The sequence below is a fragment of the Roseateles oligotrophus genome, from assembly GCF_025717515.1.
Classification (GTDB): Bacteria; Pseudomonadota; Gammaproteobacteria; order Burkholderiales; family Burkholderiaceae_C; genus Paucibacter_A; species Paucibacter_A oligotrophus.
Genome location: NZ_JAJIRN010000009.1, coordinates 289,608 through 306,590 on the forward strand (window position 1 = coordinate 289,608; position 16,983 = coordinate 306,590).

Below are 16,983 nucleotides of genomic sequence, written 5' to 3' on the forward strand. Positions count from 1 at the left end.
TGCGCTTGCGCTCAGGATGCCAGTTTGGCGCTCTTGAAGAACGCGTTGACGGTCAGGCGCCCCAGCCCCGCTTGATAGGCTGCGGGCGAGGCCTGGATGTCGCCGGAATGGAAGATGCTGCCGTCGTAAAAAACCGCGCGGTTCCATTTGGCGGGCACGCGCCCTATCACCTCGAAGTAGCGGTTGCTCTGCGTCATATAGCCGGCCGGAATGCCGTATTTGCTGCCGAATTCGCTGCCGGCCAGGGTCTTCGCGTCCGCCAGGAAGGCCTGCGTTTCCTGCTCGGACATCAAGGAGCGGAACAAGACGGTGCCGCCGAGCTGCTCGTCACCGAACAGATAGTGGACCAGCGCGCACATCATCTCCCCGGGCTCCAGCCCTGAGTCGTCCCGGTGGCAGGTGCGCTGGCGGGCGTCCAGCGTTGTGCCGTCCTGGGTGACGCGCGAAAAGCGCCCATACATGCCAAGCGGCGGGCCGGCCCGCAGGCGGCCGCGCAGATGATCGCGGAAGTAATCATCCAGCTGAGCGGCCATGGCGGCGGGCAGGTCCAACTGCGGGCCGGGGTAGGGGTGGCCGGCAGGAATATGGAACTGATTCGAGACCGACTGCGCCAGGCTCACCAGCCCATCCGGGTTCAGCACAAAGTCATCGATGACGAAGACCTCTTGGCCGTTGCTCAACTGGATGGTCTGAATATTGGGTTGCGGATTGAGCTGCAAGGACGGGGCGCCGGGCTTGGCTTCTGCCGGCTTGGGCACACCACAAAAGCGGGCGACATAGTCCTGATGCTTGGGCAGTTTGATCAGGCTGCGCGCCGCCTCCTTGCGGATCTCGCCGAGGAATTCGCTCAGGTCCGCGTCGGCCATCCGGCGTGTCACCGGGTGGTGGGCGCTGGGGCTGATGCCCTGGCCCATCATCACCTGAATCCAGGAGTTATCCCGGAACAGCTCATCGGAATCGAGGCAGACGCGGGCCGTGTCTTTGAAGAGCTGGATCCGATGCGCGAGCAGCTTGGGCACCGCCATCTCGCGGCAATCGCGCCAGAACTGCGCGTCGCTGCGATTGTTGACGTGGTAATGCAGGATGATGAAGTCACGAATGGTTTCGATCGCGCGGCGCGACTGATCGTTGTACTCGTCGATATCGCTTTGGCAAACGCCATCGGCCGGGAACATCTGAATCAGGCGCGTCAGGCCGCGCTGAATCAGGTGAATGCTGGTGGACTCAATCGGTTCCAGAAAACCGCTGGACAGGCCGATGGCGACGCAATTGCGCTTCCACACCAGCTCGCGCTGACCCGGCGTGAACTTGATGACGCGCGGCGGGCGTATCACCTCACCCTGCACATGGGCCAGCAATGCGGCCTTGGCCGCCTCGTCATCCAGATGCTTGCTGCTGAAGACCAGGCCATTGCCGACCCGGTGCTGCAGCGGAATCTGCCATTGCCAACCCCAGGGATGGGCGATTGAGCGGGTGTAGGGCAGGGCCTCGCCGACCGAGGCGGTCTGCACGGCCACGGCGCTGTCGCAATGCAACCATTCCGACCAATCCTGATAGGCCACGCCGAGGGTCTCGCCCAGCAGCAAAGAGCGCATGCCGGTGCAGTCGATGAACAGATCGCCTTCGATCAGCGAGCCATCATTCAGGCTCAGCCCGGTGATGCCGCCATGGCTCGCTTCGCTGCTGACTTCGCTATGCACCTTGACGATCTTGCCCTCGATGCGCTGCACGCCCAGCGCCTCGGAGTAACGGCGCAAATACTGGGCATAGAGCGTGGCGTCGAGGTGATAGGCGTAGTTCAGACCGGTGTTGGGCAGATGGGCGAAGCGCTTGTCCATCGCCGCGCGCAGTTCCAGGCAATAGTCGCCGTAGTCGCTGGCCAGGCCGCGCTTGCGGCCCTCCAGCCAGAAATGCTGGAAGCCGGCCGTCCAATGCGGCTTGCCGGTGGTGCCGAAGGAATGGAAATAGTCCTCGCCGACATTGCGCCAGTTCTCGAAACTGATGCCCAGCTTGAAGGTGGCCTGCGTGGCGGCCATGAACTCGCGCTCGTCGATGCCGAGGATCTCGTGAAAGAAATGCAGGGTCGGGATGGTCGCTTCGCCGACGCCTATGGTGCCGATTTCTTCCGACTCGATCAGGCGGATGTCGTACAGCCTCCCTAAGCTCTTGGACAGGCCGGCCGCCACCATCCAGCCGGCGGTGCCGCCGCCAGCGATGACGATGCGGCGCACCGGCTTGGAGCTGTAGGGGATCGCATTTTCAGCGGTCTTGTTCATGCGCTTGTCCTAACGATTCAGTCGGTTCAGCAGCACCGAGCGCAGATGGCGCGCCCGGTCCGAGGTGATGGGTGCCAGCACGCCTTGGGCGGCGGGCGGGATATGGGCGGCGGTGCTTTCGCCCGCCTTGAAAACATAATGATCAAACAAAGCGGCCCAAGCCTGGCGCTGGGCCGGTGGCAGGTCGCGCAGCGTCATCAGCGCCAGCATCAAGGTGTTGATCGGCGGATCCATGAAGGCCGGGCTTTGGCGCCACCAGAAATTCACCAAGGCGCTGATGGGTTCCAGCGCCTCCACCGCATGCCACCACAGGCTGGGGATGAAGACCGCGTCGCCCGCGGCCAACTCCACCGTCTGCGCCTGCTCCAGCGCCTGCGCGTAACGCGGGAAACGATCGAAGTCGGGCTTGGCGATGTCGACCAGGCTGATGGCTTGGCCGGCCGGTGTCAGATCCAAGGGGCCGATATAGAGATTGCCGACCTGCTCGGGCGGGAACAGTGTGAAGCGGCGCCGCCCGGCGACGACACAGGCGAGGTTGTCCGGCAGGTCGAAATGGGCGGCCACCCGTACCCGGTTGCCGAGCCAAAGGCTGACCAAGGGATCAGCCACATTCAGCGGCAAATCATTGGCCCGGCGCAGGCCGGGGAAGGAACCGTCGAGCTCGGTGGAGCCGAGGTAGAGCGCGGGCGGAAGCGGCGAATTTTTCTGCGCCAGCAGCTCGTCCAGCAGCGCGCCGAAGCCGGCAATCTCGCGCCGATAGTTGAAGCCGCTGAAATCGGCGTTGTAGAAAAAGCGTCCGTCGATTTCGGGCGCACCCCGCCAGAGCCCGACCTTGGTGTCGGCCCCGGCCGAGCCAAAGCCGCGCAGATAGTCGCAAAAATGCTGATCGGACTGCTGCGCCGCCTGCACCATCGGCCAATGCCGCACCAGGCCCCGCAGCAGCACCGGCTCGGTGCTCTGCAGCAAGTCGGCAGGCAAGGCGTCGGCGCGCACATCGCTGCGCTCCCGCATGGGCCTCGTCATGCTTCAAGCCTCCCGGGCGAGTTGCAGTCGGATCAGATTGTGCAAATTGGACATCGAGGCGATGGCCATATAAATCGGCAGCAGATAGTCGGCCTGGTGCAGCAAGCCCACCGTCTTTTCGTCGAGCGCCGCGAGGCGTTCTTCGTGAATGGTGTGCAGGCCGACCAGGCGGCCATGGCTGCCGTCCGGGCGCTCGACATCCAACACAAAAGGCTCGAGCAAATCATGGGCGAGCAGGGCCTCGACGAAGGCGGGCGTGGCTTGCAGGCCTTCGTGCAGCGCCTTCAAGACGGAGTTGGCGTGCTCGAGAAATTCGGTGCTGCCGCCCTGGGGCAAAAACACCGCCTCACCCTCGGCGCCTTGACCGATGCGCGGGCTCGCCATGTCGACCAGCATTCTGAGTTCATCCTCGTTGACGCCAATCATGAAGGGCTCGCGCTGCATGGCCAAGGGCAGATAGGGCACGGTCCAGCCTTCGGGCCCGAGGAAGAGGTTCTGGCCCTCCTGCAAGCCGAGCAGGGCGAGCGGCTGCATCTGCCCGTCGGAGTTTTTCTGGAACACGATCGGGTAATGCACTTGCAGGCGGCGGAACTCGTCCGGCGTGGCAATGCAGGACATCTGTGCGTCGCCCCATTCGGCGCCTCGGCGGGTGATGATGCGCAGGTCTTTGTGGCTGATGTTGTCGAGCAGGACTGGGTTTTTCATGGGGATTGAGTTCAGGCTTAAGTGGACGTTAGGACATGCCGTGCACATGGATGTGCTCGATCAAGTCGCGGTGGCGCGGCAAGCCACCGAGCAGGCGTTTGGTGGCGGTCGTGACTTGCTGGAAGCTGGCCTGCGCCTGCGCGAGCCTTGCCGTGCGCGGCGCCGGCAAGTTCGGTTTGAAGCCCATGCCGTAGAGCACATATTGGTAGCTCGCAGCGGGGAAGACTTCGTCGACGCGGAACAGATCGTTTTTGAACGGCGCCCGGTGGCGCCAGAGCTGCAGCAATTCGGCCAGGCGTTCGGGCATCGATTCGGCTTGGGCGTGCTCGCGCCAGTAGGCTGAATCATTGCGCTGGTTGAGCGCGTAATGGAGCTTGAGAAAATCGATGATGCGGGCCCAGCGGTAGTCGAAGGCTTCATTGAAGCGCTTGGCCACCAGGTCCATATCGGCGCGATTGGCGGGCATTTCATCGCGGATCATCGCGGCGGACAACTCGACCAGCGCGAGCGCCGAGGCCTCGAGTGGTTCGATGAAACCCGAGGACAGACCGATCGCCACGCAGTTGCGCTGCCAGAAGCGCTCGCGGTAGCCCGGCGAGAAGGGGATGTGGCGGGCCGAGGGCAAGTCGGCGGCGGCCGGGCCACCGCTGCGCTCGATATGCTTGCGCAGCGCCTGTTCGGCCGCCTCGCGGCTGGTGTGGGCGCTGGAGTAGACCAGGCCGAGGCCGCGCCGGCTGGGCAGGCCGATGTCCCAAGTCCAGCCTTCGGCATGGGCCGTGGCGATCGTTGCCGAGGCCAGCGGCACTGGTTTGTCTGCATAGGGCACTTGCAAGGCCAGCGCGCTATCGTTGAACATCACATGCTGCTGCGAGCGCAGGGCGACGCCGTAATGCTGGCCGATCAGCAAGGCCTTCAGGCCCGAGCAGTCGATGAAGAGATCGCCCGCTATGTCGCCATGACTGCGGGTTCGCAAGGCTTTGATGTCGCCATTCTCGTGCGCGAGCACCTGGGTGACTTCGTCCGACACATGCCTAACGCCCAGTTTCTCCGTCGCATGCTGGCGCAGCAAGACGCCCAGCTTGACGGCATCAAAGTGGTAGCCGTAATTGATGGCGCCGCCAAACTCCGGCGTCGTCACTTGCTTCGGCGCCAGGCTCGCATTGCACACATGCGGCTGCGGGCTGACGCATTCGGCAAAGCCTGGCTCGCTGCCGGCGTGCAACCAAGCGCCGACCAGGTCGATCTCGCCATGGCCTTGCGGCAGCGAAAAGGGGTGGTAGTAACGGTCGTTCTCATGTTCATTGACCCAGCCGTCAAAGCGCGAACCTTGCTTGAAGGCGGCGTCGCATTGACGCAGCAGGTCGACTTCGCGCAGGCCGATGCGCTGCAGGGTCTCACGCATCGACGGCCAGGTGCCTTCGCCGACCCCGATGGCGGGTGCGTCCGGCGACTCGATCAGGCTGATCTGCAGCGCGTCGGCTTGCGTCCCGCCATGCTCGGCGGCCAACAAGGCCGCAGTCAGCCAGCCGGCCGAGCCGCCACCCAAGACCACGATGCGGCGCACCGCTTGCGTCATATCAATGCCCGCCCTTTATTTGAAAAATCGACCCGCTGGGTCGATTTTGAATCCATCAATGTTGGCCGAAGCGACCTTGCCTTTGGAGCATGGCCGCTTCGGCCCGGCTACTCGTTTAGAACGAGTAGCGCGCTCCGACCAAATAGCGTCGCCCGGTCTGCGTCACCGATACTAACTGCTCTTTCGTGCGGCCATGTTGGCGAATCACCCCGTCGTTCAGGTTCAGGAAGTCAGCCTGGAAGGTGAGGTTCTTCGTCATCTTGTAGGCAATCGTCATGTCCATCTGACCGTAGGGCTCGGTATAGATCGGGTTATTGCCCGCGCCATCGGTGGTCGCTGCCAAGAACTCGCCACGCCAGTTGTAGGCACCGCGAATCGAGAAGCCGCTGCCCTCATAGAAGCCCACCAGGTTGTAGGAATTGCTGACACCGACCAGGGCCGATTGCGCCGCGGTGCTGTGGTTGTCGTAGGACAAGCCGGACGACACCTTGGTGTAATTGCCCGCGACGCCGAAGCCGCTATTGCCGAATAGGTGCTGCGCGTTCAGCTCGATGCCGCTCAAGTTGTCGCCCTTGGCGTTCGACGGCGTGGTCACCGCAAATTGCAGCAATGGATCGGTCGCCTGTCCGACGATGGTGCCCTGGATTTCGCCGGCTGCATTGACGCCGGTCTTGGTCACGCCCGGCTGGCCGTTGAAGTTGTTGAAGATGTAGTTGCGCTGGCATTTCGGATCGGTCGCCGAGCATCCGCTGGCTATTGCCGCAAGGTAGTACTTGCCCCCAATCGGCGTATGCACTTGACCGACCGGCTGCTTCACCGTGGTGCTGGCGATGAAGTTGGTGATGTTCTTGCGGAACAGACCGGCGGCTACATAGCTGGACTTGTTGTAGTAATACTCAAGCGAGGTGTCCCAGTTCTTCGACAGCAGTGGCAGCAAGGCCGCGTTGCCGGTCGAACCGGTGCCGCCGCCAGCGTTGGCCGTGTCGCCCACCGTCACGCCGCCCGCCAGCGAAGCCCAGCCGGGGCGACCGATGGTTTCGCCGTAGCTGGCGCGCAGTTTCAGATTGGCCGACAAGTCAGCATCCCAGTCGATGCTCGGCAACCAGTAGTTGTACTTGCCGCTTGATGTGCCGAAAGTCGTGCCACCGGACTGCACCGCGATCTCATTCAAAGACCCCCAGCTTGCACCGGTCAGGGCCAGCACTTGGGAGCTTGATTCGACCTTGGTTTGTTCGCGCCGCAGGCCGACCGACACATTCATAGGAATGGCGGTGTCGAAGCTGTGGTCGTACTGCAAATAGCCGCTGGTCGACTTTTCGGTCGTGCGCAGGTCGACGCCCTTGGTGAAATCGGTATATGCCGAGAAGTAGGCTTCAGCTTCCGCGCGCGTCAATGGCGCCGGGTGGCTGGATGTGCCCGACTTCATCGCGATCTCGATCGCGCGGGTGCGCATCGCGTTGAAATCAAAGGAATAGAAGTTCTGCATCAGGCGCGGATCATCGCTGCCCTTGACCTGTCCGAAATAGCCGGGCAGGTTTTCGGTGTTGAACAAATTGGCGGCGTAATCACCCTGTTTGCCCACGCCACCCCAGTCGCCGTTTTGGTGGTTGACCGAAGCCGAGCGGTTGTTCACCTTGGTGCCGGACAAACCGAAATTCAGCTTGTCGTCGGCGCTGAGTTTGTAGGCAGCACGGAACTGCGCCTGATCGATCTTCTGATCGCTCAGCGCGTTGTCGAAACGGGTGCCGCCGACCTGGATTTTGTTCGTGTCGAACACCGTGTTCGGCAGGCTCAGGATGGGCAGGTCCTGGTTGTAATAGCCGTAGGCATCGCCTTGGCTGAACATGCCGGCACCGATCACCGAATAGGTTCCGTAAGGGCTGTTGGGTGCCGTCTTGGCGGTGGAACTGTGAGCATCGAGCTCGACCTTGAGCTGCTCGCTGAGCTTCCATTCCGCGTTGAAGCCGGTGGAACGGTTCTTTGCCTTCTCGCCATATTGACCGCCGTCGAGGGCGAGGTCATGGTCTTTGGCGGGGAACTGTGCCGAGTAGGAAATCGGGCCGGCAACGGGGCCGTCGGTCCAGGCCGACGGGCCGCCCTGGAAGTTGAACCAGGTGCCGACCTGCACGTTCTTCTTGTTGACCGTGTTGTCGGCCATCGTGTAGTCGAGCGTGAACTTCAGGTCCTTGCTCGGCGCGTATTGCAGCACCAGTTGGCCGTTGGTGCGCTCGCGCTCCAAAGCGGTCAGCGCATAGCGCAGGTCGACCGGCGTCGAGTACAGGGTGTTGGCGCCTGGGCGATTGGTGATCTGGGCGTAACCGGGCTCGCCCTTTTTCGGAATCGCGCCCCAGCCGCTTTCGTCCCCGAGGAAGGGGTGCCAGCCATTTTGCGTATAGGCCTTGTTGGAGCCTGAGTCGCGCCGCGAGAAGCTGCCGCTGATCGAGATGCCGAGGGTGCCGTTGGCAAATGTCTCGCTGTAAATGCCGGACAAATCAGGCGTTAGGCTGCTGCCCTGATACATATCGGGCAGGCGACCATCGGATGCATCGTGGTTGGCCTTGACGGAGAAGCTGGCAATTCGACCCTTGCTGTCGAGCGGGCGCGCGGTCTTGATATTGATGGTGGCGCCAATGCCGCCGGCCGGGCTTGCCGCGCGGCTGGTCTTGAACACCTCGATCGCGGAAACCGAGTCGGACGAGAGATTGGCGAAGTCGAAGGCGCGCGAGGAGTTGGCCGAGCTGCCGCCCTCCGCACTATTGAGCAAGGCGCCGGGCATCTGGCGGCCGTTCAACAGCACCATATTGAAGTCGGCACCGATACCGCGGACGGTCACGCGGGAGCCTTCGCCGCTTTGACCGCGCTCGATGGAGACACCGGAAATGCGCTGCATCGATTCCGCAAGATTGGTGTCCGGGAACTTGCCGATGTCTTCCGCCACGATGCCGTCCACCACGCCGTGGTTTTCACGCTTGAGCGAAACGGCGGACTCGAGCGACCTGCGGATGCCGCTGACGACCACCGTATCCAGTTGCTGGGTATCGGCTGCGGGCGCTGGCGTGGCCGCTTGCTGGGCATGTGTGGCGGGCGCCAACATGGTCAGCAAGGCCGCGCAGGCGCTCGCAATGGGTTTCAAGTTCAGGGAACGCCGCTGTGCGGTGTCGCTCTGAAGATGTTGTGTCTGAGCTCTTTTCATATGTCTCCTATGGATTCTGCGCTTGGTACCGTGAACCTGGTTTGCACCCGTCCCCGGCGTGATTGCGAGGCGCCAACTGCCCCCATCCTAAAGGCGGGGGCAGTTTCGTTTTGCACGCAGCCCTTGCCGTGCGGACCGCTTCGAATAGTTCCTCTGCCCGTGATCTCACTAGCGCCGTGGCGATAGTCACTTTCATAAGGCGATGCGATGATAAGGATCAAAAGACAACGTTGTCAACGCGATAATGACAGCGTTGTCGTTTTCCCTTAGTCGTAAAAAACAACAGCCCTAAATGCCGGGATTGAGTGCCTGGATTGACATGAATCACCGGGTCGAGGTGGCTTGCGGCGATGGGCCAAACGAGCCCTGCCGGCAGGGCAAAGAAACAAGAATTGCAGCGGCCTAGGTCATTTGGTTTTGGACCACTTAGGGAAAACGACAGCGTTGTCATATTTTCGTTGACAACGTTGTCTTTTGATTCTTATCATGGCGCCGCTGCACAGACCAGAGTCTCGCCGCAGCGCAGACGAACTCGGCGGCGGAGCGGTTTTAAGCCGCTCGCACCGAGCCGTCGTCTGCCCAGCCGGCCAAAGCCTGTTTCCGGGCCTAAGGCGCGATTGCCCCTAACTTGAATCCTGAACCCATGACCGCCAACTGCATTTTCAAGGCCGAAGACACCGATTTGGCGAGCCGCTTCCCCGCTCACTTTCAATGGGGTTCGGCCACCAGTGCGGCCCAAATTGAAGGGGCTTCGGCGCTCGACGGCAAGGGCGCCTCGATCTGGGATAGTTTTTGCGGCCAGCCCGGGCGCATCAACGATGGCTCCCACATTGATGTCGCTTGCGACCATTACCACTTGTTCCACGAAGACATCGCGCGCATGAAGTGGCTGGGCCTTGAGTCCTACCGTTTTTCGATCTCCTGGCCGCGCGTGCAAGCGCTGGGCGAGGGCGCCTGGAACGAAGCAGGCTTTGCTTTCTATGGTCAATTGATCGACGCCTTGATCGAAGCCGGCATCAAGCCCCATGTCACGCTCTATCACTGGGATTTGCCGCAGGCGCTGCATGACAGCATCGGCGGCTGGATGTCGCGCGATATCGTTCCGCGCTTTGCCGCCTATGCCGCCGAAGTGGCGCGTCGTTTCGGCTCGAAGGTCGCCAGCATTGCGACCTTGAATGAGCCCTGGTGCGTGGCGACCCTGGGTTATGAAACCGGCCAATTCGCGCCGGGCATGCGCAGCCGTAAAGCCGCGATGCAGGTCTCGCATCATTTGATGATGGCGCATGGCGCGGCCATGCTGGCCATGCGCCCGCTCACGCAGACCCAGCTCGGCGTGGTCTTGAACCACACGCCGGCCTTTCCGGCCGAGCCGACCGAGGCCGATCGCCAAGCCGCCCGGATCGATGATGGATTGAATGTGCGCTGGTATATGGACCCGATTTTTCGGGGTAGCTATCCGGCCGACGTGATCGAGCATCTCGGTGATGACGCGCCGCAAATCGAGGCGCAAGACCTGACCCTGATTCAGCAGCCGCTGGATTTTCTGGGCGTGAATTTCTATACCCGCAGCTTCATCAGCACGCAAACGCCGGCCGTGCCGGCGCCGGGCAAATTGGGCTTCACCGATATGGGCTGGGAAATCTACCCCAAGGCCTTGACTCAGCATCTGGTGCGCATCACCCGTGAGTACTCGCCGCCGCCCATCTTCATTACCGAAAACGGTATGGCCAATGCCGATCAGGTGGTGGATGGCCAGGTTGCCGATGTCGAGCGCATCGCCTATCTGAGGGCGCATCTGGGCGCCTTGGCGCAGGCGATGGAGTTGGGTGTGGATGTACGGGGCTATTTCTACTGGAGCTTGCTCGACAACTTCGAGTGGAACTCCGGCTATCTCAAGCGCTTTGGTCTATTTCACGTCGACTACAGCAATCAGCAGCGCTTGGCCAAGGCCAGTGCGCATTGGTATCGGGCGCTGATTGAAGTGTTCGGGCAAGCACGATGAATTTGCCGTCTACAGCGGCGGGCTATCCGCGCCTGCTCGCCGACGTCGGCGGTACCAATGTCCGCTTTGCCAGCCAATTCATCGCTAACGGCCCATTGCAGCAGACCGGCGTTTATGCCTGCGCGGATTTCGAGTCGCTCTGCGACGCGATCTGCCACCATCTATGGCGCGAGGGCTTGGGCCGGCCGCGCTCCGGCGCCATCGGCATTGCAACGCCCATCACCGGTGACCATGTGCGCATGACCAATCACCGTTGGACGTTTTCGATCAAGGCGATGCAAGAGGCCTTGGGTCTACAACGGCTGCTGGTGCTGAACGACTTTTCGGCGCTGGCCTTGGCCTTGCCGACCCTGCATGCCGACGCACGCTGCCAGGTCGGCGGTGGCGTGGCCGTGGCCGGTGCGCCGATCGCGCTGATCGGCCCCGGCACCGGCCTGGGCGTATCGGGCCTGCTGCCCTCGATTGATGGCGGCGGCCTGGTGCCGCTCGGCGGCGAAGGCGGGCATGTGACGCTGAGTTCCTGCGACCCCGAGGAGCAGGCGGTACTGAACATCCTGCATCGGCGCTTTGGCCATGTTTCGGCCGAGCGGGCCTTGTCCGGCCCTGGGCTTGAGAATCTCTACCTGGCCTTGGCGCAAGTGCAGGGTCACAAGGTTGAGGCCTTGCAGGCGCAGCAGGTGACGGCGGCGGCGTTGGCCCGTAGTGACAGGATTGCAGATGGTGCGCTGGACTTGTTTTGCAGCTTGCTGGGTGGCGCGGCAGGCAACTTGGCCTTGACGCTGGGCGCGCGCGGCGGTGTGTATATTGGCGGCGGCATCGTGCCTCGCTTGGGGCTCCGTTTCGCCGAATCGAAGTTCCGCCAGAGTTTTGAGGCCAAGGGGCGCTTTCGCGCTTATTTGAGCGAGATCCCGAGCTATGTCGTACAAGCCAGCGAGCAGGCCGCCTTGCAGGGCGCCTGCCGGGCCCTTGACGTCGGCATGCCGCATTGAACACCGGGCAAAGCCCTAACCCTTGGTCGATACACAAGATGACAAGCAAGCCAGCTTCAACCCTGCGCAATATGTTTTGGGTCGCCTCGCTCTATCTGGCGATGGGCATCCCCTACAGCGTGATCAACGGCACCGCGGTGCGGATGTTCAAGTCTTTGGGCTTCCCGGACAGCCAGATCACCGTGGCGGTGGGCAGTATCGGGATCGCTTGGTCGCTGAAGCCACTCTGGGCGGCCTTTCTGGACATGTATCGCACCAAAAAATTCTTCGTGCTGACGATGGAAATGCTCTGCGGGCTGCTGTTCGCGGCGATCGCCATGTCGGTCGGCGAGCCGGGCTTTTTTCAGATCAGCATCGCGCTGTTGTGGGTGGCGGCATTCGCCTCTTCGACGCAAGATATCTGCGCCGACGGCATCTATCTGACCGCGCTCGATAGGCCCACTCAGTCGCGTTTCGCGGGTTTGCAGGGTGCGTTTTGGGTGCTGGGCAAGGTGCTCGCCACCGGCTTGCTGATCTCGGTGCTCTTCAAGATGCAGACCAGTCAGGGCTGGGCCAACGAGACGATGTGGCGCAACGTGATGTTGATCTGCGCGGGGGTGATGGCTTTGCTTGCGCTGTATCACTTGTTCATCTTGCCCACCGGCAGTGTGTCCGAGCGCCCAACCGGCACCGCTCAAGTATTCAGTGACTTCCTTGGTACGGCGACGACCTTCTTTCATAAGCGGGCGTTTTGGGGAATGATTGCCTTCGTCTTCCTCTACCGCTTGGGTGAAGGCCTGATCCTGATGGAAGGGCAGTTGTTCTTGCAGAGCAGCACCGAGCAAGGCGGCCTTGGTTTGACGGCGGGGCAGGTCAGCGAGATCGATGCGGTCTATGGCACCGTCGCCAGCATCATCGGCGGCCTCTTGGGTGGGGCTTTCGCCGGCAAGCTGGGTCTGCGCCGCTCGCTCTGGATACTCGGTCTGAGCCTGAATATTCCGCACTTCACCTATCTGTTGATGAGCCATTACGCTGCGGCCGGGCAGGGCTTGGACTACAGCGCCATCGTGACCCTGGTCAGCATCGAGAAGTTCGGCTACGGCTTCGGCATGGTGGGCAATATGATTTATCTGATGCAGCAGCTCGCGCCGGGCCGCTCGACGATGACGCATTACGCCTTCGCGACCGCCTTGATGAATTTGGTGCTGGTGCCGACGGCGATGATCTCCGGGCCGCTGGCCGAATGGCTGGGTTTTTCGAGCTTCTTTCTGGTCGTGATGTTTGCGTCGCTGCCCTCTGTTTTGGCGGCGTGGCGGGCGCCATTTCCGCAACAAGAGGACGAGGCGAAGCCGCTGTTTGATGCCGACGCGACAGGCGTTCAGGTGACGGTGGATGACCCGACGCGCCTGACCGCACAAGAGCAGCAGGTTCAATCGCTGGCGGGGCGCGCGTCGATGTTTGCGATGTTGAGCATCTTGACGCTGTTGATCGTCGACGCCAAGGTGCTGGGCTCTTTGCAAGGCGCCGCCCCCGGCGCGGGTGGCCTGCAACTCTTGCTTTTGCTGGGGCTGCTATTGCCCAAACTCTATTTCGCGCGGCGCTGTTTCACCCTCGCTGCGCGGGCCGCTGAAGTCGCCGCGCCATGCGGCGAGCGGCATTATTTGGGCAATGCCCGCGGCGCCAAGATCGCCACGCTGATTTGCGCCGCTGTCTCCTTGTCGGTGTTGGCCTTTTGCGCGCACAGACTCCTGTCGTAAACAGGTCGTCATGAAAACTCCAAAGCGCTGCGCCCTGGTGCTGCTGAGCTGCCTTGCCGGCAATGGCCTGGCGGGCGACGACGTCAACCGGCAAGCGGATGCCTGGAAAAATAGCCAAGGCTGGTGGAGCAGCAGCGACGATGTCCCGGGTTTCGAGTTGGGGTCAGCCGCCCGGCAATTGCCGCTGGTGAAGGTGGCCGGTAATAAGTTCGTCGACGAGCGGGGCGCGGTTGTGGTGTTCCGCGGCGTGAATATTGCAGACCCGGACAAGCTCGTCGCGGAAGGCCGCTTGAATCGCGAACTCTTCGAAGTCATCAAGTCCTGGGGCGCCAATGTGGTGCGCATTCCGGTGCATCCTTCGGCTTGGCAGCGGCGCGGCAAGAAGGGCTATCTGCCGATCTTGGATCAGACGGTTCGGTGGATCAACGAGCTGGGCATGTACGCGATCGTCGATTGGCATTCCATCGGTAACCTCAAATCCGAGCAGTTCCAGAACAGCAGCTACTACACCACAAAAGCCGAAACGCTTGATTTTTTCCGCATGGTGTCGGCGCGCTACAAGGGCGTGAATTCGGTCGCCATGTACGAGATTTTCAATGAGCCTACCGTCTTTGGCGGGCAATTGGGTGTGGCGAGTTGGGCCGATTGGAAGGTCATCAACGAAGAAGCGATCACGATTATTCAAGCGCATAACGCCGCCGCGATTTCCTTGGTGGCGGGCTTCAACTGGGCCTATGACCTAAAGCCTATTGCCACTGCACCGATAGAGCGCGACAACGTGGCCTATGTGAGTCACCCTTATCCGATGAAAGTAGCGGCGCCGTTTGAAGAAAATTGGGAGCGTGATTGGGGCTTCGTCGCGAATAGATATCCGGTCATTGCGACCGAAATTGGCTACCAATTGGCGAGCGACAAAGGCGCCCATATTCCTGTCATCGACGATGGCAGTTATGGCCCCCGCATTAGCAACTACTTGGGCAGCAAGGGCATCAGCTGGGTTGCCTGGGTGTTCGACCCGGATTGGGCGCCGCAAATGATCAAGGATTGGAGCTACGAAGCTACCTTGCAGGGCCGCCATTTCCGTGCGGTGATGCTGAAGGAATACACGCCATAGGGCGCGCCCCGTCCGCATGTATTGCGGGCATATTGCCGGCGGCCACGCTTGGCGCGCGCAGGGTACAGCCGAAAACCGCGCTCGCCACAGCTTTGTTCGGGTTGTCTGTTTTCGGGGACAGGTATTGCTTGACGCGAGTTTTGGTGACAAATTCTGCCTTGGTGTTATTACCTAGGGCGTTAGACCGAGTTCGGGTCTTGGCCATAGTCTCTGGCAACACTTGTACGCAAACCCGGGGTCTTGCCCATCAGCAGGTCACCGTTGGTTTGATTGCTTTAGATTGATCAAGACGGATGTTTCGCCTGTGCAGGGTAGATGTCCGGCCGTGTTTTTCTGTTCTGGAGGTCGCTGTGAAGAGACACTCAATTCAGCTAGGTCTGGCTTGTGCCCTTGGTCTTGCAGCCCTGCAACTGGTTCATGCCGGTCCCCTGGTCGTGATTGTTGCGGCCCAGAGCAACGCTCCGAAAATCAGCGTCGAGCAAGCCTCGGCGATCTTCATGGGTTCGGCCAAATCCTTTCCTAACGGCGAGAAGGCTGTGCCGGTGGATCAGAGCATGGGCAGTCCCGCCTTCGCCGAGTTCTACAGCGTTGCGGCAGGGCGCACCGAGGCACAAGTCAAGGCCTATTGGTCGCGCATGGTGTTCACAGGCAAGGGTTCACCGCCTCAGGATGGCGGCGATGCGGCCGCCGTCAAAAAGCTGGTGGCAGCAAACCCCAATTTAGTCGGCTATGTGGATGCCAGCCTGGTTGACGCCAGTGTCAAGGTCCTGACCGAAATCAAGTGAGGCCGAGGAAAACCATGAAGAACATTTTTCAAATCGCTGCGCTCACCGCCTGCGGCCTTGCCGCGCCCTTGGCCGCTATGGCCGCAGATGACGACGGCCCCAAATTTTCATTCTCCGGCTTTGCCCAGTTGACGGCCGGCAAGGTCTTGAGTGGCAAGGAGGGCAGCTATATGCAGTGGAGTTGCCCCTGCACCATCCAGAACTGGGAATATGTCGGCGTGTACGAGAAGAGCAAGGGTTGGCAGGCGGACCAGGAATCGTTGCTGGGTCTGCAGGGCACTTTGCGCATGAACGACAAGCTATCGGCCACGGTGCAGTTGCTGTCCAGGCCGAATAACGACAACTACCAACCCAGTGTGGACTGGGCCTATGTGTCCTATGCGCTGACCGACGAATGGACCTTGCAGGCCGGGCGCAAGCGCATACCGCTCTACTACTACAGCGACTTCCTCTATGTCGGCACAGCCTATCCCTGGGTGCGGCCGGCGCCCGATGTTTACGGCTGGCCCATCTACGCTTATGACGGCGCCAACCTGGCCTATAGCCGGCCCGTGTTCGGCAACTGGACGCTGGACGCCAACCTCTGGGCCGGTGGCTTCAGCTACAAAGACAACGCCTACGACACCAAAATCTACTTCGGTGACCGCACCGACGAAGCTTGGCGCAAGATCCTGGGCGGCTACGCCACATTGAGCGATGGTGCGATCAGCGTGCGGGCGATGTTGATGACCTTCCGCAATGAGCAGAGCACGCATAAGCCCGATGGCTCGACGGTCATCAATCTGGATGGCTACAGGACCAACATCATGGGCCTGTCGGCCAATTACGACGGGCGCAACTGGATCCTGCGCAGCGAGCTCAACCGTTTCTCGCAAAAAGTCTCGGGCTACACCTACAACTACTTTTTGCTAGGCGGCGGCTACAAGTTTGGCGATTGGACCGGCATGTACACAATCTCGCGCTATCGCACCGCAGAAAATAACTTTTTAGCACCGATCGAGGGGCGGCGAACCAAGACCCTGGCTCTGCGGTGGGACGTTAGCAAGAATTGGGCACTGAAGGCGCAATACGATGTTTCCAAGGATCAATCGAAATATGATTTCTTTGGCGATTACAAACTGCTTTCTTTCTCGGCGCAAACTTCGTTTTGACATGGCCAAGGGAGTCGACCCGGGGCGGGAGGTGGCGCAAGAGTTGAATGCCTTGCCCGCCCTTCGAGTGGATATTCCGGATCAAAGCGACCGATTCGCTTGATCGATCGGCAATAAGAAACCCATGACTTGTGAAAGTCATGGGTTTCTTATTTGGGGGCATGTGGCCTCGCCTGGGCCGCCTTTAGCCGCGCACGCTGCTGGCGTATTGTTGCTTTCCCCATCGGCCAATGCGCCACACTCCGGACGGTAATGCCCGATGGCCCATCGGAGGCGACTGGCGCAAGCCGGCCTCGCTTGCGTTTACTAAACAAAACTAAACTGCGGCCGGAAATTGAAAGTTTGTTGAAGCGTCGTGGCTTCCTTTGTATAAACCTTCCTGGGTTAAATGCGATGTTCATCGATATTCAGCCGGCATTTCGTAGTTTAGTAA

At 61.1% G+C, this 16,983-nt stretch carries 11 protein-coding genes; 6 read left to right on the plus strand and 5 right to left on the minus strand.

Annotated features, from left to right (window positions below; translation table 11 throughout):
* Positions 1–11 precede the first annotated feature (11 nt).
* From LNV07_RS20470 to LNV07_RS20490, 5 genes are all read right to left on the minus strand, one after another.
* On the minus strand, positions 12–2,276 hold the full coding sequence (locus tag LNV07_RS20470; RefSeq protein ID WP_263573036.1) for a tryptophan 7-halogenase: 2,265 nt from the start codon (positions 2,274–2,276) through the stop codon (positions 12–14).
* Positions 2,277–2,285: 9 nt separating this feature from the next.
* A complete protein-coding gene (locus tag LNV07_RS20475) occupies positions 2,286–3,299 on the minus strand; it encodes a cupin-like domain-containing protein (RefSeq protein ID WP_263573037.1) in 1,014 nt (337 codons plus the stop codon).
* A gap of 3 nt (positions 3,300–3,302) precedes the next feature.
* Entirely contained in the window at positions 3,303–4,004 is a 702-nt protein-coding gene (locus LNV07_RS20480) for a SapC family protein (RefSeq protein ID WP_263573038.1), read from the minus strand.
* Positions 4,005–4,032: 28 nt separating this feature from the next.
* On the minus strand, positions 4,033–5,580 hold the full coding sequence (locus tag LNV07_RS20485) for a tryptophan halogenase family protein (protein ID WP_263573039.1): 1,548 nt from the start codon (positions 5,578–5,580) through the stop codon (positions 4,033–4,035).
* 115 nt (positions 5,581–5,695) lie between these two features.
* Positions 5,696–8,713, minus strand: coding sequence for a TonB-dependent receptor (locus LNV07_RS20490; RefSeq protein WP_263573040.1), 3,018 nt, complete (start codon positions 8,711–8,713; stop codon positions 5,696–5,698).
* A gap of 703 nt (positions 8,714–9,416) precedes the next feature.
* Here LNV07_RS20490 and LNV07_RS20495 point away from each other — a divergent pair.
* The 6 genes from LNV07_RS20495 to LNV07_RS20520 all read left to right on the plus strand — a co-directional run bounded on the left by LNV07_RS20495 (position 9,417) and on the right by LNV07_RS20520 (position 16,550).
* Positions 9,417–10,775: a GH1 family beta-glucosidase gene (locus tag LNV07_RS20495; protein WP_263573041.1), complete on the plus strand. Its 1,359-nt coding sequence runs from the start codon at positions 9,417–9,419 to the stop codon at positions 10,773–10,775.
* Positions 10,772–11,764: a glucokinase gene (locus LNV07_RS20500; RefSeq protein WP_263573042.1), complete on the plus strand. Its 993-nt coding sequence runs from the start codon at positions 10,772–10,774 to the stop codon at positions 11,762–11,764. Before LNV07_RS20495 ends, LNV07_RS20500 begins: the two co-directional genes overlap by 4 nt.
* Positions 11,765–11,802: 38 nt before the next feature.
* Positions 11,803–13,500 carry an MFS transporter gene (locus LNV07_RS20505; RefSeq protein WP_263573043.1) on the plus strand — a complete coding sequence of 566 codons (1,698 nt, stop codon included), beginning with the start codon at positions 11,803–11,805 and terminating at the stop codon, positions 13,498–13,500.
* Positions 13,501–13,510: 10 nt separating this feature from the next.
* On the plus strand, positions 13,511–14,614 hold the full coding sequence (locus LNV07_RS20510; protein ID WP_263573044.1) for a glycoside hydrolase family 5 protein: 1,104 nt from the start codon (positions 13,511–13,513) through the stop codon (positions 14,612–14,614).
* Positions 14,615–14,964: 350 nt separating this feature from the next.
* Positions 14,965–15,399 (plus strand): phosphate ABC transporter substrate-binding protein, encoded by a 435-nt coding sequence (locus LNV07_RS20515; RefSeq protein ID WP_263573045.1) that lies wholly within the window; start codon positions 14,965–14,967, stop codon positions 15,397–15,399.
* 14 nt (positions 15,400–15,413) lie between these two features.
* Positions 15,414–16,550, plus strand: coding sequence for a hypothetical protein (locus tag LNV07_RS20520; RefSeq protein WP_263573046.1), 1,137 nt, complete (start codon positions 15,414–15,416; stop codon positions 16,548–16,550).
* Positions 16,551–16,983 lie beyond the last annotated feature (433 nt).